This window comes from Paenibacillus sp. FSL H8-0175 (assembly GCF_045040615.1).
Classification (GTDB): domain Bacteria; phylum Bacillota; class Bacilli; order Paenibacillales; family Paenibacillaceae; genus Paenibacillus_AQ; species Paenibacillus_AQ odorifer.
This window is the reverse complement of record NZ_CP150299.1, coordinates 3,427,480-3,449,886: the sequence shown is the minus strand read 5'-3', so window position 1 is coordinate 3,449,886 and position 22,407 is coordinate 3,427,480. Positions and strand designations below refer to the sequence as shown.

Annotated in this window: 16 protein-coding genes and 1 pseudogene; 4 read left to right on the top strand and 13 right to left on the bottom strand. The window is 43.4% G+C overall.

From position 1 onward, the window contains the following. Nucleotides 1–99 precede the first annotated feature (99 nt). From MHH46_RS15425 to MHH46_RS15410, 4 genes are all read right to left on the bottom strand, one after another. Nucleotides 100–2,460: a glycosyl hydrolase family 95 catalytic domain-containing protein gene (locus MHH46_RS15425; protein WP_081387770.1), complete on the bottom strand. Its 2,361-nt coding sequence runs from the start codon at nt 2,458–2,460 to the stop codon at nt 100–102. Nucleotides 2,461–2,630: 170 nt separating this feature from the next. Continuing rightward, a complete protein-coding gene (locus MHH46_RS15420) occupies nt 2,631–4,445 on the bottom strand; it encodes a hypothetical protein (protein WP_076303766.1) in 1,815 nt (604 codons plus the stop codon). 289 nt (nt 4,446–4,734) lie between these two features. After that, nucleotides 4,735–5,718 (bottom strand): aldo/keto reductase, encoded by a 984-nt coding sequence (locus MHH46_RS15415; protein WP_076190383.1) that lies wholly within the window; start codon nt 5,716–5,718, stop codon nt 4,735–4,737. A gap of 15 nt (nt 5,719–5,733) precedes the next feature. Then, entirely contained in the window at nt 5,734–6,324 is a 591-nt protein-coding gene (locus MHH46_RS15410) for an SDR family oxidoreductase (RefSeq protein ID WP_076190384.1), read from the bottom strand. A gap of 156 nt (nt 6,325–6,480) precedes the next feature. Here MHH46_RS15410 and MHH46_RS15405 point away from each other — a divergent pair, with 156 nt between their 5' ends. Continuing rightward, the gene (locus tag MHH46_RS15405) at nt 6,481–7,389 is read left to right on the top strand and encodes an AraC family transcriptional regulator (RefSeq protein WP_076190385.1); all 909 of its coding nucleotides are present in this window, start codon (nt 6,481–6,483) and stop codon (nt 7,387–7,389) included. A gap of 512 nt (nt 7,390–7,901) precedes the next feature. Here the strand turns inward: MHH46_RS15405 and MHH46_RS15400 are convergent. Beyond that, a complete protein-coding gene (locus MHH46_RS15400; RefSeq protein WP_076125667.1) occupies nt 7,902–9,398 on the bottom strand; it encodes a glycoside hydrolase family 43 protein in 1,497 nt (498 codons plus the stop codon). Nucleotides 9,399–9,541: 143 nt separating this feature from the next. On the opposite strand from MHH46_RS15400, the gene MHH46_RS15395 reads away from it, so the two are divergent. Continuing rightward, complete coding sequence (locus tag MHH46_RS15395) at nt 9,542–10,405, top strand: AraC family transcriptional regulator (RefSeq protein WP_076125669.1); 864 nt, start codon at nt 9,542–9,544, stop codon at nt 10,403–10,405. Between the two features lie 460 nt (nt 10,406–10,865). On the opposite strand, the gene MHH46_RS15390 is transcribed toward MHH46_RS15395, so the two are convergent. Continuing rightward, nucleotides 10,866–11,846: an aldo/keto reductase gene (locus MHH46_RS15390; protein WP_076125870.1), complete on the bottom strand. Its 981-nt coding sequence runs from the start codon at nt 11,844–11,846 to the stop codon at nt 10,866–10,868. Between the two features lie 352 nt (nt 11,847–12,198). Here MHH46_RS15390 and MHH46_RS15385 point away from each other — a divergent pair, with 352 nt between their 5' ends. Next, complete coding sequence (locus tag MHH46_RS15385; RefSeq protein WP_081383280.1) at nt 12,199–13,329, top strand: DUF563 domain-containing protein; 1,131 nt, start codon at nt 12,199–12,201, stop codon at nt 13,327–13,329. Between the two features lie 76 nt (nt 13,330–13,405). Here the strand turns inward: MHH46_RS15385 and MHH46_RS15380 are convergent, their stop codons facing one another. Beyond that, complete coding sequence (locus MHH46_RS15380) at nt 13,406–13,633, bottom strand: dihydrofolate reductase family protein (RefSeq protein ID WP_051490997.1); 228 nt, start codon at nt 13,631–13,633, stop codon at nt 13,406–13,408. 120 nt (nt 13,634–13,753) lie between these two features. Here MHH46_RS15380 and MHH46_RS15375 point away from each other — a divergent pair. Continuing rightward, nucleotides 13,754–13,975 (top strand): annotated as a pseudogene (locus tag MHH46_RS15375) (TetR-like C-terminal domain-containing protein); the annotation flags it as partial. Nucleotides 13,976–14,293: 318 nt separating this feature from the next. Here the strand turns inward: MHH46_RS15375 and MHH46_RS15370 are convergent. From MHH46_RS15370 to MHH46_RS15345, 6 genes are all read right to left on the bottom strand, one after another. Continuing rightward, nucleotides 14,294–16,153: an ABC transporter ATP-binding protein gene (locus tag MHH46_RS15370; RefSeq protein ID WP_076125678.1), complete on the bottom strand. Its 1,860-nt coding sequence runs from the start codon at nt 16,151–16,153 to the stop codon at nt 14,294–14,296. Further along, nucleotides 16,140–17,879: an ABC transporter ATP-binding protein gene (locus MHH46_RS15365; RefSeq protein ID WP_076125680.1), complete on the bottom strand. Its 1,740-nt coding sequence runs from the start codon at nt 17,877–17,879 to the stop codon at nt 16,140–16,142. Before MHH46_RS15365 ends, MHH46_RS15370 begins: the two co-directional genes overlap by 14 nt. A gap of 18 nt (nt 17,880–17,897) precedes the next feature. Next, the gene (locus tag MHH46_RS15360) at nt 17,898–18,383 is read right to left on the bottom strand and encodes a nitroreductase (RefSeq protein WP_076125682.1); all 486 of its coding nucleotides are present in this window, start codon (nt 18,381–18,383) and stop codon (nt 17,898–17,900) included. Continuing rightward, the gene (locus MHH46_RS15355) at nt 18,370–18,762 is read right to left on the bottom strand and encodes a hypothetical protein (RefSeq protein ID WP_076125684.1); all 393 of its coding nucleotides are present in this window, start codon (nt 18,760–18,762) and stop codon (nt 18,370–18,372) included. Before MHH46_RS15355 ends, MHH46_RS15360 begins: the two co-directional genes overlap by 14 nt. A 201-nt stretch (nt 18,763–18,963) precedes the next feature. Beyond that, nucleotides 18,964–20,568, bottom strand: coding sequence for a response regulator (locus MHH46_RS15350; RefSeq protein WP_076125686.1), 1,605 nt, complete (start codon nt 20,566–20,568; stop codon nt 18,964–18,966). Next, nucleotides 20,558–22,324, bottom strand: coding sequence for a sensor histidine kinase (locus tag MHH46_RS15345; protein WP_076190387.1), 1,767 nt, complete (start codon nt 22,322–22,324; stop codon nt 20,558–20,560). The genes MHH46_RS15350 and MHH46_RS15345 overlap by 11 nt, the downstream gene beginning before the upstream one ends. Nucleotides 22,325–22,407: the final 83 nt, after the last annotated feature.

The following is a 22,407-nucleotide window of genomic DNA, read 5'->3' as shown; positions in this document are numbered from 1 at the left end:
TGGTTGCAGTTTGGATTTTGTTGTATGGCTAATGTTAATCCAATATCCAGGTCTTCAAAATGGAGATTTTTCGGCTTGCCTGTGTTTTATTACGATTGACTATTGTGCACGAATCTTGCGGGACTTCCCTGCAACTGAAGAAAAAGTATATTCAAATCCCTGACCATCGCTAATAAGAGATTGTTCTGGCAGATCGAGCGGAACGGCAGACCAAATTCGATATTCAGCGGTAACCGTAGAGTGAATCGTCGCTTCATCCAGCTTTCCTTGGCTCCAAGAAAGATCAACGGTAAAACCACCTCTTGCTCTCATCCCCCTTATGCTGCCTGAAGACCACTCCTTAGGAAGGGCAGGTAATAGTCGAAGTTCTGCTCGGTGGGATTGCAGCAGCATTTCTGCTACCCCTGCTGCTCCACCAAAATTGCCGTCTATTTGAAAGGGTGGATGGCAGTCTAAAAGATTCGAATACGTGGAGGAGGCTAACAGTTTAATTAAATGCTCATAGGCTTCCGCACCCATACCGAGACGGGCATAAAAGTTGACGATCCATGCCCTGCTCCAGCCGGTATGACCTCCACCTCCGTCAAGGCGGCGTTCAAGCGTTCGCCGGGCTGCTGCGGCAAGCTCAGGGGTGTGCCTCATGTCAATCTGTTCCCCCGGATGTAATGCGAACAACTGAGAAATATGCCGGTGACCTGCGTCTTGCTCTTCGTAGTCAAACAGCCATTCCTTAATCTGTCCATGACTGCCCACACTCGGCTGTGGAATGTGTTCAAGCGTCTCATGTAGTTCAGAGATAAACATTGTATCTTCTTCTCCAATAATTAATGCCGCTTCCGAACAGGCGGATAGCAATGTATATGCGATTTGCAAATCCATGGATGGTCCCATACAGAGGCTGCCGCTGCTTCCGTCCGAAAGAAGGAAGCGGTTTTCCGGGGAGACTGAAGGCCCAGTAATTCGTAAGCCACCTTCCTCTACCATGTAATCAAGCAGAAAAATCGCTGCTTCCTTCATCACTGGATAGGCCCTTTCCTTGAGAAAAGAAAGATTCAGTCCAAACCGGTAGTGTTCCCACAAATGAAGGCATAACCAAGCAGCACCCATTGGCCAGACCGTGCAGGTAATTAGGATGCCTTCTGGTCGGGTTTCCGCCCATAAGTTAGTGTTATGATGAGCAACAAAACCGCGACAGCCATACATTTCTTTTGCCGTTTCTTGACCGTTCAACTGCATCCGTTCGATCAGATCAAACAGCGGTTCATGGCATTCAGCCATATTTAGGACTTCGGCAGGCCAGTAATTCATCTGGAGGTTAATATTAATTGTATATTTTGATTCCCATGGCGGGGTAAAGCTATCATTCCATATGCCTTGCAGATTAGCAGGCAACGTACCTGGTCGAGAACTGGAAAGCAGTAAGTAGCGCCCATACTGTACATATAGTGCAACTAGTCCCGGATCACCAGACTCATTGGGATTGCTTCTTTCATCTTTTGCTTGCTGTAACCGCTGTAATCGCTTATCGGTAGGAAGCTCAGCGTACAGGTCTCCACCCCTAGTTAAATCGATTGAAAATCGAGCAAACCGGGACTTGTATTCCTCCTTATGCTGCTTTATTAGAGTTGCAAAAGACTGAGCCGTAGCTTGATCCAATTGCTCTAGACAGGCTTTTTCAGGTTGATCTACGCGGAAGGTACTCTGCGCTGCCAGCATAAGGGTGACGGAGTCTGCCCCCTCAATAGAGATGAAATCCCCGATGAGCCTCTGGCGGCCTCCTTGTTGAACTGCCCTTAGTGCTGTGCAAAAGCGAACGCCATCCGCTCCGCATTCCCCATTCATTAAAACTGTGTTTGCAGGACCAGTGCTACAGCCGGTATCGAACGGACGACGCATAAGATTCGCAGCCAACGTGATCTTGCCAAGTCTGTCAGCTGTCAGTCGGACTACCAATACACCGTCCGGTTCACTTATAAAATATTGCCTGTAATAGCGAACCCCGCCACAACGGTACGATACCGTAACGACTGCTTGCTCTAAGTCGAGCTCCCGCTCGTATTCTTCAATAACCTCACTAGAATCCAGAAACTTTAAAATCAAATCTCCAAGTGGCTGGTACGGCTGCTCATATTTTGGTGAAGCAGTCATAGCCATTCTTGCCAAATGTTCTGCCTCCGCCTGCCTGCCGTCTTTCAACATTTGCCGAATCTCTGTTAAATATGGCTGAGCTGCAGGATTAGCTGCGCGTCCAGGGCAGCCGTACCAAATTGAATCTTCGTTAAGCTGGATTTTATCTTGGCCGATCATACCGGACACCATTGCCCCGAGGCGCCCATTTCCTATGGGAAGAGCCTCATTCCAATTTGACGCCGGGCTTGTATACCATAATCGAAGACGTTCTGATTCCTGCTTGGTTGCCGGTAATGCCACCTCTTGTTTCGCTCGTCTTCTTTCACTCAACTCTTGTTCACCTGGCCTTTCCTATTTTCAGGTCATATCATTCGTCAGTAACTCCACTTCCTATGCTACTCTTGATCCTGATGTCTCTCCATGGCATAGATTGTTAGGGGTTGTGTTTTTTTATGATCCACACTAAAAAGGATGCGGAAAATTCCGCACCCTACTGTAAATTATTTTTTTATATTACTGAGCGCATTTCGACCTAAACGTTCCATCAGTTGCTGCTTGTAGAGACTATTAATGACGACATGTTGACCGCAACTGCACCAATATCCATCTTCACGGGGCCGGGAATCATAATCGTTAGGAACCAGTCCGGGTACCTTGCTACCAACATGGCCAATGGCGTAATTTTGAGCGGTTGGTGGCCGCTGTAAAGTGAGCTCTCCGTGTGTATTCCAAGTAACATAATTCGCACCTGCCCAACCATGTCCGCTGCCTAACCACGCCCTATCCCGAATAGAGATGGGAGCTTTGATATTATCGAACAGGCCTCCGACTGACCAGCGATGATGAGGTTCACTGGTGTTATAATTTTTAACAGCTTCTCCATCCAGAAATACATTCGGCCCCGGTACCCAGCTATCGACGGTGAACGCATGCCGCGCCGTCTCTGTATAAATACGTTGAGCGAGATTTAGCTGGCCCATCTGATGTATGACATAACGGCGACCCCCAGTAACCACACTGATCATATCGTACATTTGACAGTCCTGAACCGTAATCCATTTGGAATAACGCTTCATTTGAACGAGAGAATAGGACAGATGGTAACCTCTCACCTCTCGAACCCAGCCATTCTTCACACTGTTGAACACGACGAAACGTTCAGCATGTTTTTCGTCCGCATAATAAGGATCTGTTGTATCGTTATCCATCTTAATATCTATAATGCTTGGGTCAAAATCGGACTCTACCCTCATTTTCTCTACCCCCACCTGCTGAATGCGGGCATGATCTGTATATTTATAGATCTCTCCGCCGCCCCACTGACGTTCGATAGCATTCGCCAATGGGGCATCGACCGTAATCGTATTACCTACAATAGCAGTGATGACTCGGTCAAAATCCAGATTGAACGGTGACCATTGGGTTACGGTTCCACCCGGGCGCTTATATATGTTATCCATACCAATTTCGTGAATCCAGTTTTTATTACCTATTCTGCGGACTATGATCTGATCGCCTACATTGTAAGCACCCCCGTCTTCTACATGGAAAGAACGCGAGCCTGAGGGCACATACAAATCTGAAATCATCTGCTTCGAGTTGCTGTCCAGCATAAGATCTGCATTTTCACCAATTTCAATTAGATTTCGCAGTTTCGCTCCGGTACCATAGAGAATAGTGCCCTCTTTGTCCTGACCTTCACCGCGAAGGACGATCCCACTTGCTTTAATGAACAACGTGCCTCCGACTTCATATCTGCCTTTTTTCAAAAGGACTGCCCCGCGGAATCCATTCTTATCGAGCGGGAGCTTAGCCAACTGGTCAATTGCCACCTGAATACGGTCCGTCGCGTCTCCGTCCAAGGGTAGAACGGTCGACTTAACGGGAATATTCGGGATCTCAACACCACCACCCCTATAACCCGCATTAGAAAAGTCCAAGATCCGATTACCTCGATAATCACCGATATACATCATCATTCCATCGTTACCAAGGAAAGCGATTGTGCTCTGTCCCGCGGGGATGCTCTTTGGATCCAGCACGGTAAAATAATATGAGTCATACTGAGGAGCTTTTCCGTCCTGCTTGAGGGTCATTCGCAGTTCATAAGTACCCAGTAGATCAGCCGTGCCTAACGGTGTCCATTCCATTAACGAGTCTTTAACCATAGGAGTCTCAGGCAACTCAGTCACCAGTTTCGTTCTATCAAAAATCAATTCACCGGCAACCCTTCCGTTAACACACGGTGTGAAGTAAACCGTCGGGTACACCTGACTTGGATTGAGGATGGCTGGTTGGCCAATTTCAGTATTCATGTGCGTATGCTTCAATGTGGAATTAATAATAAAGAGTTCATCTCCTTTTCTATATTCACTCTCACATATCGGATACATATTACCTTGGCTTAAGAAGAATTAACATGTCATTTTTATCGATTGGAATGTGTTTTCTTATTCACCTATTTATGCAAACCCTTGCACCCGCATGGTGCTGAGCAACGATTAAGCCAAACTAAAGACAAGTTTCTAAAGGCACTAAATGGTAGATGAAAGTTTAGCTTAGGTAAAAAAAAGGCGCGATCCCCAAGGGTATCACGCTTTTTATCTAGCTTAGATTTCCTATAACTGGGTGTGGCACATAAGGCTCTTCCAGACTCGCTATTTCACTTGGCTCCAGCTTCACTGATACCGCTGCAACGGCGTCCTCCAGATGATTTGCTTTGGTTGCACCAATGATAGTCGATGTTACTTGCTCTTTTTGCAGAACCCAAGCAAGCGCTACTTGGGCACGTGGAATCCCGCGCTTTGCCGCAATTTCGGCAACTACCTCAACAACCTTGCGGTCAGCCTCAGCCATTTTTGCATAAAATGCCTTTCCGACTTCGTCTATCTCTGAACGAGCTGTTTGTTCATTCCAATCACGGGTTAGTAGACCTTTAGCAAGCGGACTCCATGGGATCACACCGATTCCTTCTTCCCGGCAAAGAGGCAACATTTCCCGTTCTTCTTCCCTGTAGAGTAGATTCAAGTAATTTTGCATAGAGACAAATTTAGTCCAACCGTTACGCTCAGCAACATGCTGTGCCTGCAAGAACTGCCAAGCATACATAGAGGACGCTCCAATATATCTAACTTTACCTGCCTTTACTACGTCATGAAGGGCCTCCATGGTCTCTTCGATAGGAGTGTCATTATCCCAACGATGGATCTGGTATAGGTCCACATAATCTGTGCCAAGCCGTTTTAGACTGTTGTCTATTTCGGTCATAATTGCTTTGCGTGAAAGTCCTGCTCCATTTGGTCCCTGATGCATCCGGAAAAACACCTTTGTAGCAATGACTACCTCATCGCGGCGAGCGAATTCTTTTAAGGCACGTCCGACAATTTCTTCGCTTGTTCCGTCAGAGTATACATTAGCCGTATCAAAGAAGTTGATGCCAAGCTCCAGTGCTCTTTTAATAAAGGGTCTGCTCTGCTCCTCATTTAGCGACCACGGAGCCATTCCACGTTCAGGTACTCCGTAACTCATACAACCAAGACAAATTCTAGATACATCCAAACCAGTACGACCAAGTTTTGTATATTCCATTAGTATGTGTCTCCTTTAGATTTTGGGTTTGTTTACTCCTAAACTGCGGCGAATTTCCATATCTGGTGACTCGGCCAATTTAACAACTAATGCAGCCACACTTTTTCGCGACACTTCTCTCCCTTTAAAAGGTTCACCTTTCTGAGTTGTTTCGTAGTCTATCTCGTCTTTATAGGTAAACCATCCAGGTCTCAGAATTGTATAGTTAAGATTTGAAGCTTCAATAATTTCTGCAGATTTACGATATGGATCCAATATACTGCTGTACTTCTCTCCTGGAACTTCATCGTAAATGCCCATTGAGCTGATAAAAATCAAACGTTTAAGACCAGTGGTGTTCATTGCTTCAACGATAGTCTTAGACATTTTCTCCAAATTACCTGCCAGATTAGCATAAACAACATCTTGCCCGATCATCGCTTCTTTTAATTGCTCACTATCCAACACATCTCCTTCAACTACTCGAGCACGGCTGGATGTTATATGGCTTAATCTGTCCGAGTTACGGAGATAAAGTGTTAACCGGGCATCGGTTTCGTTCAAAAACAAATCAATCGCATGTCGTGCAATTCCGCCGTTAGCGCCTAAGATCAAAACATTGCTCAATTTTAAAACTCCTTTCTTAGTTCTAATTATGCGATAAATGAAGTGAACGCCGTTATCTCAATTATCTTAAATGATTGCCTATTCCTCTCACTATCACTAACACAAAAGATGTTTTTACTTTATAATTGAATAAGAACAAAACATTAGGAGGAGCACATGTCTAAAGAATTACTAGAGCGGAAAGAAGAACTCGCCAGATTGATTGAACATCATTCGAGCCAGGATGGAGTATATGAGACCGCTATCCCCTCATTATTTGTGATTCGTAACTCCAATGTGACCGAGCCAGTATACAGAGTATACAAACCTTCTTTATGTTTCATTGCGCAGGGAACAAAGGAGATCTTATTGGCCAAGGAGCGTTTTGAGTATGGTCCCGCAAATTATCTAATATCATCAATGAATTTACCCGTTATCGGTCAGATTATAAAAGCTTCTCCCAACGCACCCTATTTAAGCTTTAAGCTAGAATTCACGCAGAGTCAGATTTTGAAAGTACTAAATGATTCCGAATTTAAACTCGCTCCGAAAGAAAATGCTAAGCGAGCTATGTATGTCGGGCAGATAGAGTTATCACTATTGGATGCGATCCTGAGATTGGTACGTTTGCTGGATGATCCCAAGGACATTCCGTTTTTGGCTCCGATTTATACTGATGAAATTCTATACCGGCTTCTGCAGGGACCCTATGGAGTTACACTCGCTCAAATTGCGATGGAAGGTAGCAGCACCTACCGCATTCGGGAGGCCATCGAACAGATTATCGAGAACTGTGATAAACCTTTGCGGATTGAAGAGCTTGCTGAAACAGCCAATATGAGTATTTCTTCGTTCCATAGACACTTCAAAGAGGTAACTGCCATGAGTCCTATTCAGTTTCAAAAGCATCTGCGCTTACAGGAAGCTCGCCGCCTTTTATTATCTGAATCAGCGGATGCAGCGGATGTCGCGTTCCGTGTTGGCTATGAAAGTGCATCACAATTCAGCCGCGAATATTCTCGGATGTTTGGTTCACCCCCTAGAGCAGACATCAAGCGTTTGAAGGAAAATATGCTCATAGGATAAAAGCGAACGTGTTCTTCATTCACAATATGGAACTATCCGCTAAAGACCAACATGTATAGGTAACCTTTGCGCACACGCTGATTCTATCGGGCTGGTCCTATCAGGCTTATCCTATCAGGCTTATCCTATCTGCTGGTCACTATCGGACCCAGGGGACCTTAAACGCAGTATTATCTCACATTTGGGATGCTAAAGGACCGCATAGCCGCTATTGGCTCAAAAAACACTCAATAAGAATCTATTTCGAAGTAATAGCTGCATTGGGGTCCGAAACTATGCTTAAAAAGTGATAAATACGCAAATAACGTCCTCTGAGTCCTTAAGCCTAAGAGGTTGATAAATACAAGCTGAGGCAGACAACCAACGACGACAAAAAAACAACGATATCCAAACAACAACAACAACAACCAAAAAACACAAAGCAGCGATTCATCCATACTTGGAGAATCGCTGCTTTGTATTTTTCACAAGCTAACACTGCTTTTTCTGACGATCACGTAGCCGACCGCCTTTTATTTCTTTTGATAGCTAAACCAATCATAATAAGCAGTTGTTCCATAAGGAGAGTAGTTATACATGCCGAAGAATACTCCAGTAAATCCGCCTGCGACTTCAGTAGATATCAAGTGTGTCTCGGCTTCGCCAAGCAGATGCCATATTTGATCCACACCTCGATAGTAAAATATATATTTTTCAGGTAATACCTGGATTCTCAATTCTACCCCTGTTCCTTCGAAAGCCGAAGAATATGCCACATCACTAATGCTCCCTACCTGTCTGCGCAGCGTAATAACATTTTCACCTTCCATCTGCGTTAGTCCAATTGCGTAGTGATACTTCTGATCCATAAAAACTACAAGACCAGCTTCGTCACCCTCAAGAGGGCGAAATTCCATTTTGGTGGTAATTTCACAATTCAAATGCCGCTGTCTACAGCCAATAAAAGCAGGCGTACCCTTCTCATTTAATCTCACATCTGATCCACGTAAAGCTAGCCACCCTCCCCGTTCCTGCAATGACCAATCCACCTTATTAGCATTACGTATGAAATTCCAGCTCATTCTTAGGTCAGATTGATCAAAATCGTCGGTTTCAGGCTCTTCTTCCCACGGCATTGGTGAAGGCAGGTCAGCTTCCATTTCTAAACCAACCACTCCGTTATCACCAATCATTGGCCACCCCTCTTCCGTCCACTGAACAGGAGCCAAATATGTCTCTCTGCCAAGATGATGATGGTAAGGATAACCTACTGGTCGAATCCCCAGAAATACCGCCCACCAGCTACCATCCTGTGCTTCAACTAAATCGGCATGCCCTGTAGCTTGAATGGGGTAATCTGAACTTCGATGTGTCAAAATGGGATTGTGAGGAGACGATTCATAAGGCCCATATGGCGATCTACTTCTTGCAATAGTCTCCATATGTCCATATTCTGTCCCACCTTCCGCACACATCAAATAGTAGTAATCGTTTATTTTGTAAAGATGTGGACCCTCAGGGAATTTCCCTCCGCTGCCAGTCCAGATCAAGCGTGTATCGCTAAGCTTTTGACCCGTTTCAATATCAATCTCACATTGGTAGATCCCCATCCCTTGCTCGGAGCCTGTGCTTGTGAAATAAACCTTTCCATCGTCAAAAAACAAGGAGGGATCAATGCCTTCTTGCTCCACATAAAGTGGATTCGACCATTCGCCTGCCGGGTCATCCGCCCAAACGTAGAAATGACCTCCGCTATCCTGATTTGTCGTAACCATATAAAAACGACCGTTATAATAACGAAGAGTCGGCGCCCAAACACCTCCGGACACCACGGATTCATCAAATTGAAGCTGATTCTCACGAGTCAAACAGTACCCAAGCTGCTTCCAATGCACCAAATCCTTGCTGTGCCAAATGGGTATTCCCGGAGAATAGGCAAATGAACTGTTTACCAGATAATAATCCTCGTCTACTCTGCAAATGCTTGGATCTGGATAAAACCCCGGGATAATCGGATTGTTATATTTCATGTAGTATTCTCCTTCTCTATCTTAATCACTGAAACCTATGTCAAGGATTATACTGCTTCAACTGGATAGAACGCCTTGATTATTCGGTCCTAAAATAGCATGATATAGACATTCATCTAGACAAGCTTTTGGAGGGTAACGAGTTGAGTGAATTTTATTTAAAATGGTTTACATCTGATCGTCAATTTCCATTTTTTATTCAATACGGCTATCACGACGAAGACACCGATCTACATAGACATGCGGACTTTTCAGAGCTCGTAATTGTATTGAGTGGCACAGCTACACATATTGTTAATACTGAGGAGTCTTTTATCAAAAAGGGAAATGTGTTTGTAATTAATGGTTCGACCCCGCATGCTTTTAAAGATCCTCAGGATTTCAAGATCTGCAATGTTATGTTTCAGCCTGAATTGCTATCGACAGCTGGGGCAGATTTGCGGACATCCAACGGCTTTCAAGCCTTATTTGTGTTGGAACCCCTGTATCGTCATAAACATTCCTACACAAGCAAACTCAGCTTGCCGATTCCTAACCTGGAGTATGTCTCTTTTCTCATTGCGGGTATGATTGAAGAATATCACAACAAGCTACAGGGTTATCAGACCATGCTGGGCTCCAAGTTTATGGAACTGGTCGTCTATTTGTCCAGACATTATGACCCACAGGAAAAAGGGATTCAGGGGAACCATCTGATGCATTTGGCGAATGCACTCTCATATATGGAAGATCGTTATCTTGAGCCGTTAACACTGGATCAGATCGCCAAACATTCGGACATATCAGTCAGACACTTAAACCGGATCTTTCGCTCCTACTATCAGACAACCCCGATCGCTTATCTTCATCGTTTACGTCTGGAACGGGCTTGCGGGTTATTAAAGCATTCTAATCTCAGTATCACCCAAATCTCACATGAATGCGGGTTTAGTGATAGTAATTATTTTACTCGCCAATTCACTAAAATCTATGGGATGTCACCCAAGGTCTATAGGAACAAGCTTTGAGGGTAAAAAAAGAACACCAGGCAGCGATTCTCCTATTATTGGAAAATTACTCCCTGGTGTTTTTGAATTAATACGCATTACCTGATCAGATTATGGGCAAGTGAATATAAACAGACTAATGGTCGCTAATCGCTTATAGCAAACCTTGGACTTGAAGCGATCGGAAGTTCCTCTCCGCATTCTTCTAGCTCTACGTCTTAATCGAATCTGGAAAATAACTGCATTCTATACACTTATTCCGTACGCAGAAAGAACCTTCATACTTTAACTGCACTTTATACAACTAAAAACAACCAAACCTACCTAATGGGTAGAAAATCAAGGAAATAGATGTACGAAGTACACTTATATCCCCGAGCTGAGTGATTTGAAGGAATATAGCTGTACAAAATACAGTTAAACGTTGGTAAACAACGCTGACTTCGGCTCTACGGGATTATCCTCCCCCATTGATTTTTTATTAATTAAAACCAACGATGGAATGTGGTACATAAGGCTCCTCTAAAAACGCAATTTCTTCAGAGGTTAAAGTAATGGATAACGCACCTACGGCATCTTCGAGATGCGATGTTTTTGTAGCCCCGATGATAGGTGCTGTAACTGGTTCTTTTTGAAGCAACCAAGCAAGAGCGATATGAATCCGTTGAACACCGTGTTTTTCGGCGATTGTCGCAACTCGCTCCACGACTAATTGATCGGTATCGGCAGTTCCATCATATTTAGATTTTTGAATCTGATCAGTTTCTGAACGATGAGTTGATACCGCCCAGTCTCGCGTAAGTCTTCCTGATGCAAGGGGACTATAGGGAATAACACCAATATTCTCTTCCTTACAAAGCGGCAACATCTCTCGTTCTTCCTCACGATAGATAAGATTGAGATGATTTTGCATAGATACAAATCGGGTCCAACCGTTTTTCTCCGCTACATATAACGCTTTTTGAAACTGCCAAGCATACATTGCTGAGGCACCTATGTATCTTGCCTTACCAGCCTTCACTACATCATGAAGAGCTTCCATCGTTTCTTCTATAGGTGTGTGATAATCCCAGCGATGAATCTGATATAGATCTACATAATCTGTTCCCAATCTCTTGAGACTCTTATCAATCTCACTCATAATTGCTTTCCGGGATAATCCTGCTCCGTTCGGACCTTCATGCATACGGTTAAAGACCTTAGTTGCTAAAACAATCTCGTCTCGATTGGCATAATCCTTAAGCGCTCGTCCAACGATTTCTTCACTCGTTCCATCGGAGTATACATTCGCTGTATCAAAAAAATTAATACCCAGGTCAAGCGCTTTTTTTATGATAACACGGCTCTGCTTCTCATCAAGCACCCATTGATGGATCCAACGTTCGGCAACGCCAAAGCTCATACAACCTAAACACAGTTGGGATACATCCAGCCCCGTTTTTCCAAGTTTTGTATACTTCATTTATCTCGAATCCACACTTTCCAATTAAATTGTAATATCCTATTGCCCTGTCTTAAAGGGTTACATATTAATTCATAAAACAGCTCCAACGCATACCGATGAAAAGGAACTGCGGAATAGTTAACACTTCCGGCAGTACATTGCACCTAATCGATGATTTAAACGGCGTTTGAATAAACTGAATTTATATTCAATCCTGGTCCATGTCAAGCCTATTAATCAAGTAATAACAGCATTTGAATCAAATCTTGTTCATCCGCCTCTTTCCGTGTAAGTCTGTGTCCGAAGATTGTTCATTTCATAAAATAGCTTAATAAGGTTTCTGCGCTTCTACTTGGGAATATGAGGTGACATGATGTTATTTTCTGCACAAGGGGTACCACCCCAAGGATATTACCAAAGCATCTGGGACTTTACTTCCCACAACGAAAACAGTACAAAGGAAGCGGGGAATGTCGTTCCTTTTGACTTCGGACGGGCGGCTGAGTTCAGAGCGCCTAAAAGCATTGAAACGAGCATTGCTCCAGCACTAACACCTTATTGTTTAAAGCCCTTTGGCGGATACGTTGCCACCATTTCCAGAGGGAAGGTATGGGGAGAATCTGGTGCTGTTCTAACACCAGAAGGGAAATTGATCTTTGATCTTTCCCAAGAATATGACGCCAAGCAATATAGGATGCTTGAAGCAGATGAGCACCCAGTGTTTCACCGGTGGAATGATCCGCAGCTTCAACATTTTGCCGGGACCGCGGCGGTGTTAACCTTTTGCGGAGCCCATAACTATTTTCATTGGATGTATGATGTGCTTCCTAGATTAGCGATGCTTCAATCGAGCGGAATCACTTACTCCACTATTATCATGAATCCAAATCCGTATGGACCCTTTGTGGAACAAACGTGGGCCATGCTTGGGATATCCGAGTCATTGGTGATCCGGACGAATTCAGAAGTATATGTTCAGGCTGACCGGCTACTTGTCCCTTCCTTAATGATGAATTCACATTATCCTCCTTGGACCACGGATACACTGCGAAGATTTTTGTTGCCGCATAGAGAAACAACACTAGTCACTCCAGAACGTTTTTATATCTCACGAAAAAAAGCAAGCTCAAGACGGTTGGTTAATGAAGATGATGTCATCCGCTGCCTTGAGAATTTTAATATCGTACCGATTTGTCTAGAGGACTGGACGGTTGCCCAGCAAATCCAATTATTCGCCTCAGCGAAAGTAATCGTAGGTCCACATGGTGCTGGACTCGCTAATCTGGCTTTTTGCCAGCCTGGAACACAGGTCATTGAAATTTTCCATGCCCAGCATGTTGTTCCAACCTATTGGATGATCAGCAACCATAATAATCTCGAATATTATATGGTGTACGGGCAAGGTGTACCCGATCCTGCGATTCGTTTTCCAGGACTGGAGGACATCTATGTGAACGTAGATCGTCTGAAACAAACGATGCATCTGGCAGGCTTGGAATGAGAAGAATGCTTACTACTTTCTCGAATTCAAAAAGCGCAAAGCATATTTTGCTTTGCGCTTTTTAAGAAACATAGATTTAATCACGCCGTGTTACATACTTCAACCATAGCCCATCATCCGCAAGTTTTTCTACACTCTTCAAGCTAAAATTTGCTGGGGGCTGTTGTTTCATAGATGCATCCATTTCAAATAAGGTCACAGAATTAGAGGCACCATCTGCGATGGGAACTATAACCAGGCTCAACTCATCAATTAAATCTTCATTCAGGAAAGACCCGTTTAAAATGCCCCCACCCTCCAGCATCAATTCATCGATTGAGAATAATTGATTACTTCAATGATATGATCCTCTGTTCTATTGTGACTTCCTTCTGAAATTCAAAACTCAAGATGCGCTTAAAAAGGCTGTTATTGTAAAGGTGCTCCTTATTTCCGAAATCGTTTCTTAAGCTTTCTTCTCGATGAGTTTAGACATGAAGTAACTACCACCGAAGGCATAAACGAAGGGTTACATGAAGAGGTTATTATTAGTTTTGTTGCATCGGCTTATGCAGGGGTAGTGGAATGGTGGTTCAAGAATGAAAGACCTGTGACCTATCAAGTCTTGGCTGAACAACTCGGAACGTTATTAGAGAGGAATTTATAAAAAAAAGCGGCGATTCTCCTATAATAGGTGAATCGCCGCTCTTTTTTATCGGGCATTAATTACGGCAATAGATTACACATCTTTTTAAGGACTTCGGACCCAGATGACGTTATTTGGTAGTTTTCAGCTCTTGAAACAGGGTTTGGGACCTCAAGGACGTTATTCCTTAGAAAGTGACTTATATTTTGTGTTTTTCATGCCAATAGCTGCAGTGGGGTCCTTTAATCTTCTGAAAATCAGAAAATCTTGCCTTTAAGGTCAGAGGAGTCCGATAAAAGCATCTACTTACAAATGTTATCAGTTCAAGTAAAGATTCTTTTAAATCGCTCGTTTGAACTGGGTATTGTACAGCTCGTAATAAACACCTTGCAGCGCAAGAAGCTCTTTATGACTGCCTTGCTCGGCAATTCCGCCACCCTGAATAACGAGTATACGATCAGCATCCTGGATGGTACTAAGCCTATGGGCGATCACAAAGCTTGTTCGTCCTTTCATTAGCTTTTCCATCGCCTGTTGAATATGCATTTCCGTACGCGTATCCACACTGCTGGTTGCCTCATCTAGGATCAAAATAGCTGGATCAGCTAGAATGGCGCGGGCAATCGTTAAAAGCTGACGCTGGCCGTGGCTCAAATTACTGCCTTCCGCATGGAGAATAGTCTCATATCCATGCGGCAGTCTATTGATAAAGGCATCTGCATTGGCCAATCTTGCCGCTTCCTCTACCTCTTGGTCAGTCGCATCAAGACGGCCAAAGCGAATATTTTCCCGAATCGTTCCCGAGAATACATGCGCGTCTTGCAATACCATTCCCAATTGACTACGAAGTGCATTTTTATCCAGCTCTCCAATATCGCGGCCATCAATGAATATGGAGCCGCCGCTCAAATCATAGAATCTGATCAGCAAGTTGACAATGGTCGTTTTTCCAGCACCCGTTGGGCCGACAAGCGCAATTTTCTCTCCGGGTTTTGCTTCAAACGTAACCCCACTCAGAATTGGTGAATCCGGCTTGTAAGCAAATGAAACGTCCTTGAAAACAACGTTCCCTTTTAACCTTGGCAGATCGTCACTTTGTTCATCACCGTCACCGTATTCGGATGGCATATCCATAACTTCAAACACACGCTCCGCACCAGCAATTGCCGACTGAATTAGATTGTACTGGTTAGCAAGATCGGAGATCGGTCGTCCGAACTGTTTGGAATACGTAAGGAAGCTAACGATTACGCCAACCGTAGCCATATTATGAAAAGCCATCCAGCCACCCACCCCGGCAATGATCGCAAATCCAAGGTTATTAATCATGTTCATAACCGGTCCCACTAATCCGGAAACAATTTGTGCCTTAATGCCGACTTTATTCAACTCTCCACTGATTTTGCGGAACCGTTTCACTTCTGTCTCTTCCCTGCTGTATTGTTTGACTACTTTTTGTCCGCTGATGGTTTCTTCGATAAATCCACCCAACTCACCTAGATGGCGTTGCTGATTTTTAAAATAAGTTCGACTTAAACCTATGATTTTACGGCTGGACAATAACACAAGAGGGATCGTTATCAGTGAAACTACGGTCAACGGAACGTTCATCATTAACATGATCACTAGTGAACCGCTTAGGGTGATCAAACTGTTTAATAACTGGGTCACACTCTGATTAAGTGTACTGGATACGCTCTCTATGTCGTTGGTTGCCCGGCTCATTAGTTCTCCGTTAGCTTGCGTGTCAAAAAACTTAATCGGTAGCTGTTGATATTTGCTGAACAGATCACGACGCAGCTCAAACACGGTATTCTGTGAGACGGATGTCATAACATAGGCTTGCACCCAAGCAACCACACTGCTTAGACCATAAATACCTATTAGGAGTAGACAAAAGCGAATAAGACCCTGATAATCGTGAGGAATTACGGCAGTATCAATCGCTTTACCGATTAGATAAGGCCCGATCAACGAAAGGATTGCATTCAACACTGTAAATACATACACAATGATTAACCCGAACCGCTGGCGGTTCAAATACATCCAGATGCGTTTGAGTGTTCCCGCTTGATTCTTAGCGCGTACGATCGGCACAGCTCCGCCGCGTCCAGGGCCAGATCCCGGTCCAGATCCAGGTCCGAATCCGCCTGATCGATTAAAAGGAGTGGTGTTCATGCCATTATTAAGCTTTGACATAAGGCACCTCCTCTCCCTTCATCTGTGATCTCCAGATATCTCTGTATATTTCACTGCTGTTCATAAGTCCATCATGTGTACCTTGTACAGCAATTCGGCCGTTTTCTAATACCAGAATACGATCAGCATCAATTACAGAGGTGACACGCTGAGCTATCAAAATATTCGTGCTGCTGCGCAGCCGTGTTTTTAACATCTGCCGGATTCGTGACTCTGTCGCTGCATCGAGCGCACTAGTGCTGTCATCCATAATGAGGATTGTTGGCTGAATTAAAAGTGCCCGTGCAATCGAAAGCCGCTGCTTTTGCCCACCGGACAGGTTAATGCCACGCTGGCCGAGCTCTGTATCGTAACCCTGTGGAAGTTCTAAAATGAAACTGTGAGCTTCAGCGGCTATTGCTGCTTCTTCCACTTCCTCATCTGTGGCATCCGGTCTGCCGTATCGGATATTATCGCGGATAGTACCGCTGAACAGAATAGCCTGCTGCATAACATATCCGATTCTGCTACGCAAATCTTCCAGAGCAATCATACGAGTGTCGGAGCCATCAATTGTAATGGATCCAGAGGACACTTCGTAAAACCGGGGAATGAGGCTGACCAATGATGATTTACCAGTACCGGTGGCACCAAGAATGGCCACTGTTTCTCCTGGCTCCGCAGTGAAATTAATATCGTCTAACACTAGATTTTCATCCGAAGGATCATAAGCAAAAGATACATTGTCAAATACAATCCGACCGTTGTGTATGGCATCTTTTTTAGCGTTGGCAACTTCTTTAATCTCACTAATGGTGGAAAATACTTCATTCTCCCGATCGGCAGAAACCTTGGCTCGTGAGAAGAAGGTCAACATATTGCTTAACATCAGCATTGACATCAACAATTGGGTTATATAGTTAATAAAAGCGATCAGCTGACCAACTGGCAGCCCACCGTTCCAGCTTTGCACTCCCCCAAACCATAGTACAGCAACAATACTGGCATTTAGTACAAGCATCATTAGCGGCATATTTAATGACATTAACCGTACCGCTTTTATCGCAATTTCTGTATAATCCTTGTTAGCTGTATTAAAGCGTTTCTGTTCATGGTTAGCGCGGACGAATGCTTTGACTACACGAATGCCTGATAAATTTTCCTGCAACACTGTGTTCACACCGTCTAATTTGACCTGCATTTTCTGAAACAAAGGAAAAGAAAGTCGGATTAACCCATACAAAATTAAACTCAAGAGTGGCACGGCAACGGCTAGGATGAGGGTCAGCATAGGACTTATCCGAATCGCCATCACCAAGCTTCCGACTAATAGCAAGGGAGATCGAATACTCCGCAAAATCATTTGCACAAAGGTTTGCAGCTGTACCACATCATTTGTTAATCGTGTAATCAGTGAGCCCGTCTTCAATTGATCCAGGTTCTTATTAGAAAATTTCTGAATATGTTCAAACAAGCTAATCCGCAAATCATTTCCGAAGTTTTGAGAAGCAATACTCGAAAAAATAGTGCAGCCCACCCCACCAATTAGACCGATAAATGCTACACCAAGCATGATCAGTCCGGTCGAGAAAATATGAGACAAGTCTTTTGTCATGACACCCTTATCCACAATGCTCGCCATGAGCGTGGGCTGCAGTAAATCCATAGTCACTTCGACCAGCATCAGCAATGGTGCCAACACACACCACACCCAATATGGCCTCAAATAATGCTTAAGCTTCCACATTCCGCCACCTTCAATTGTTTAAGATAAATACGTGATTTTAGAACTAATCGGTGTTCTGGGTTTCGCATTCGGCAATTCCTCCGGATACCCCATTCCAAATATCCCAATAACATCGTAATTTTCTTGAACACTAAGAATCTCACGATTATGAGGCAAAGCCCCCAGCGAAGCCCAATACGTACCTACACCTGCTTCATGTGCAGCTAATAAGAAATTTTGTACGAAACAAGCAGCAGCCATAACATTCTCATCGCGTTCAAACGCAGTTGCGGCAGGCTTAGACAGAACTGCAAAAACAACAGGTGCGTTGCCAAAATCCGTCTTATGCTTTAATTTCGCTCTAGTATTGGGTCCGATGAAAAGAAGCTCCCAAGGTTCGGTCATACGATGATTAGGAGCGTAACTTGCAGCCTCCAGCCATGAATGTAACTCCTCTTCACGAATTGGAGTCTGTTTGAATTGTTTTGTACTTCTACGGGTTTTAATGAGCTCAGTTATTTTCATCTTTTTCTTTACTCTCCTCTTTATTAACTTTTGATGTTGTATCTTCTGGAGCGATCTCATGAATCTGAAAGATTTGTTTAAACTCTTCAATGATCGCTTCCGTTGCTTTTAATTCACCGCTAACCACTTGTTTAATCGATTCAAGCTCAGGCTGATTTAACTGCCGCTGTAATGTAGCCCGGTTAACCATAAGCTTATCTAAAAAAGCGATGGCTCTGCCACGGCGAAAAGTTTGAGCACTTTTAGGATGTGGATCCATTGATTCTGTCATCCCATGTTTCATAAAGCCACGATCTCTGTGTTCGCCACGTCCCTCACGATCTCTGTGCTCTCCATGTTCCCTATGACCGCCACGTTTGCCGACATGTCCTTCACGCATTTTATTTCCTCCTTTTGCGGTGTATACATTTGTATACGCGCTCTTCATGTATACAAATGTATACGATAGAAACCATTTCTGTCAAGATCATTTTTCCATTTTGTAACATCATTATTGCTTACTTTATATCTAAAAAAACAATAAAAAACCCGCATAAAGTGCGGGCTTAAAGAGGAAAATTAGCAAATTCAACGGAGAGATTTATAGGAAAAAGCTATTTTTCTTATACTCCTGAACGGATACTCCCATTACTTTTTTAAAACAGTTACTGAAGTAAAATGGATCTTTAATGCCGACCTTTTCAGCAATTTGATAAGCTTTCCAATCCGTTTCATTCAGAAGCTTCACCGCTTTTTCCATTCTGCACTTGAGAAGATAATCCGTAAAGCTAATCCCTGTGTCCTGCTTAAAGATCCGGCTAAAGTAACTGGAATTCATGTGGAATTTATTCGATACATAGGATAAAGACATCTCCGGAATGTGCATCTCCTGTTGAATAAAATCTTTAACTTCATGGATAATATTATTAGTTTTTTTGCTTCGTGCCCGGGTTACTTGAGAGGTTACCTTCTCTGTGAGTTCAAGTAATGTCTGTTGCATGTCTGGCAGGCTATCGAGCTCAAAAATCCTTTTATATGGCGAAATATCGAAAGAAAGATTATTATCTAGTATAACTCCCATTTCAGCGAGTGAATTGATTAATGTGGAGACAAATTGGGCGGAAACCAGCCTAGCTCGTTCCACAGAAAAAGCCTCGGACTTCTCCAAATCCTGAAACATTTTCTCAATGGATTGCACAGCCTTGTCTAAGACACCAGCTTTTACAAAAAACAAAATTTCCTCAATTTCAATCGTCTTAACTTCCCAGGATCGGCCCCCGAAATGAATTTCATCATTAAAAAAATAGATAGCGTTACTGCCCTTTAACTTACCATATCTAACTGCCTCCAGCGCCTCTTTATAGGATTCTTTGATCCTATTGAAATCCGTACAGGTACTACCTACGCCAATGTAAGCTTTACATCCTAGCTTTTCATGGAGCGATTGGGCCAGCCACTCTCCAATCTTCGTAAGATTCTGATTATCTTTTCTATTAAGAAGGACAATCCGTTGACTGTTATCAAAAAAAACTTCGATTCCCTCATACTCTTCAAGCGCGTAATCAATAAACCTCTTACAACGCAAAGACTGCAGGATTCGTTGTTCCTCCCCTTCTTCTAAGGGAATTTGAAGTTCAATAAGCATGATTGAAAACAAGCTGTTCGCTGATTCAGGAAAAAAGTAATGGAATCGGCTATCCAACTGATCGGGGTCCCAGAGGCCTGATAGCAAATCATTTAGAAATTTTTCTTTTAGTTGAACGGCGTTTTCATTTAACTGTCGGTTCAGCTCCTGATATTCGTTCCACCGCTCTGTCTCTTCCCGGATTTTTCCATGAAGATCTACCGCAACTCTTCGTACCTCCTCGGCTTGGAGCGGCTTCAAGATAAAATTTTGCACTCCAATGTCCAGGCTTCTTTTTGCATATTCGAATTCGGGATGTGCAGTGATGATCACAATTTTGACTAGCGGATACCTTTCTTTTATCAACCGGCTTAATTCCAGTCCATCCATAAAAGGCATACTGATATCTGTAAATACTACATCCGGTTTCATGGTTTCGATCAGATCTAACGCTTCGCTTCCATTCGAGGCCTCACCTACGAATCTGTAACCAACTGCTTGCCAATCTATAATGATGGGAACAATTTTTCTCGCATTAATTTCATCATCCACAATAATGGCTCTGAGCAGTTCAAGCTCCATGACTATTCCCCTCCTCAAGCGGTAGTTCCAATTCAATCCGAGTTCCTTCTCCCGGTGCACTGACCAAACTACAATTCATGTCCGCCCCATAGTACAGCTTCAAACGCATCAAAGTACCGCGCAACCCAAAACTGGACTCATTTTGCCCATAGGGCTCAGCTTGCATTTCCCGACGTTTGTCTTCATTCATCCCCACACCATCATCTTCCACGACTAGCTTCAGTCGATTCCCCTGAATACGGGCAAGGATGCGAATCTTACCACACTCCCCTAAAGGGCGAATACCATGATAAAGCGCATTTTCTACAAGCGGCTGAAGCGTCAATTTGGGTATCCGAACATACTCAGCTTCTTCCGACACCTCAATTTCACTGATGAAAATTTCTGGATAGCGAATATTTTGTATACTCAGATAACTTTTAGTGATCTCTACTTCTTCTCTTAACGTTACTACATCACTGCCCTTACTAAGACTCTGACGATAGAAGGCTGCAAGCTCAGAAATAATCTGGTACGCCTCATTATTATTTCCTGACAAAGTTAAATAGCCAGCTGATTCTAACGTGTTATATAAAAAATGTGGTTTAATTTGCTGCTGCAAAATATCCAATTCGAGTTTCCGAATCAATTTCTGTTCTTCTTTCTCCCGCTTCAGCGCTTGCTCAATGGTCATAATCATATTGTTATACCTATCTTTCAACTGGTTCAGCTCATCCGTTCTCGCCTCGTACCGAACCAAACTGAACTCTCCAATCTCCACTTTTTTCATGGATCGCAGCATATGTAAAATAGGTGTAGTAATGAATCTAGAAATCCAGACGGAACCTAAAAATATAGAAATGAAATTAAACAACATAATCATTAACAGCATCAGATTAAATTGACGATAGGGGCTTTCCCATTCCCCCAAAGGCTGAGCGCTAGTAAACCTCCAACCACGATCCATTGAAACCAGAGAAGAGATCAGATAATTATGATCTTTGATCTTTACGATTTTGCTACTGCCGAGCGGCACATCAAGCATAGAAGAGTTTGTATAAGTCGATAATTCAGGCCGTGTAAAATCAAGGAGTGTCTCATATCCAGTTTCGATCATTAAATCAGGTTTATTATCGTTGATCGAACGTTCATAGCTTTTTTTCAGCTCCTGAACTGTAATGTTCACGACTAATACTCCTATTTTCTTAGAAGTGTTCATGTCGTTTACGATGCGAATCAGAGAAATATATTGTGGATCCTGCTGGGGTTCCTTCGTCTCAAAATTGAAGATACCTCCGGCATTTTTCCTCCAAATTGCTTTTCCGTCTAAGGCGACCGCCTCGGAGTACCATTCCGCTGACTCGATCCCATCTGTTCTGATCGGTTTTGCAGACTGCAAATCAATCGCAAACTTACGTCCTGCATTATCGAATAGATAGACAGAAGAGATAGAGGGCTCTGCGAGCATAAAATCTGACAGAGCCACCTCTAGCTTGTAAGTTAAAATTCCGATGTCGTTACCCGCCAGATCACTGCCCAAAATTTCCTGAACCGTATTGTTCGACACGATCATCTTGGAATAATTATTCGTGCTGTCAAGAAGTGATTCGATTCCGGAATTCATGGCGTTTAAGGTTTGAAGCGATACCTCACCTACCTTTTCCTCGGTGAATTTCTCATTGATTCGTTGGTACATAATACCGCTTGCAATCATGGAAACCACTAATAAGGCCAAGTAGTAAAAAACGATTTGTGATCGGATACGTGCAAACCTCATCGGTAACCTCCTGGCCGACATTAAGCGAATACGGACTTTTATTTATAGCTTCTTCAATACGACACTAGTATAGCATTTTTCGA

Bases quoted from the DNA above. Each gene is read 5' to 3' on its own strand.
- MHH46_RS15420 (WP_076303766.1), bottom strand. From the start codon at position 4,445: ATGAATACTGAAATTGGCCAACCAGCCATCCTCAATCCAAGTCAGGTG.
- MHH46_RS15415 (WP_076190383.1), bottom strand. From the start codon at position 5,718: ATGGAATATACAAAACTTGGTCGTACTGGTTTGGATGTATCTAGAATT.
- MHH46_RS15405 (WP_076190385.1), top strand. From the start codon at position 6,481: ATGTCTAAAGAATTACTAGAGCGGAAAGAAGAACTCGCCAGATTGATT.
- MHH46_RS15400 (WP_076125667.1), bottom strand. From the start codon at position 9,398: ATGAAATATAACAATCCGATTATCCCGGGGTTTTATCCAGATCCAAGC.
- MHH46_RS15390 (WP_076125870.1), bottom strand. From the start codon at position 11,846: ATGAAGTATACAAAACTTGGAAAAACGGGGCTGGATGTATCCCAACTG.
- MHH46_RS15385 (WP_081383280.1), top strand. From the start codon at position 12,199: ATGATGTTATTTTCTGCACAAGGGGTACCACCCCAAGGATATTACCAA.
- MHH46_RS15380 (WP_051490997.1), bottom strand. From the start codon at position 13,633: ATGCTGGAGGGTGGGGGCATTTTAAACGGGTCTTTCCTGAATGAAGAT.
- MHH46_RS15370 (WP_076125678.1), bottom strand. From the start codon at position 16,153: ATGTCAAAGCTTAATAATGGCATGAACACCACTCCTTTTAATCGATCA.
- MHH46_RS15365 (WP_076125680.1), bottom strand. From the start codon at position 17,879: ATGTGGAAGCTTAAGCATTATTTGAGGCCATATTGGGTGTGGTGTGTG.
- MHH46_RS15360 (WP_076125682.1), bottom strand. From the start codon at position 18,383: ATGAAAATAACTGAGCTCATTAAAACCCGTAGAAGTACAAAACAATTC.
- MHH46_RS15355 (WP_076125684.1), bottom strand. From the start codon at position 18,762: ATGCGTGAAGGACATGTCGGCAAACGTGGCGGTCATAGGGAACATGGA.
- MHH46_RS15350 (WP_076125686.1), bottom strand. From the start codon at position 20,568: ATGGAGCTTGAACTGCTCAGAGCCATTATTGTGGATGATGAAATTAAT.
- MHH46_RS15345 (WP_076190387.1), bottom strand. From the start codon at position 22,324: ATGAGGTTTGCACGTATCCGATCACAAATCGTTTTTTACTACTTGGCC.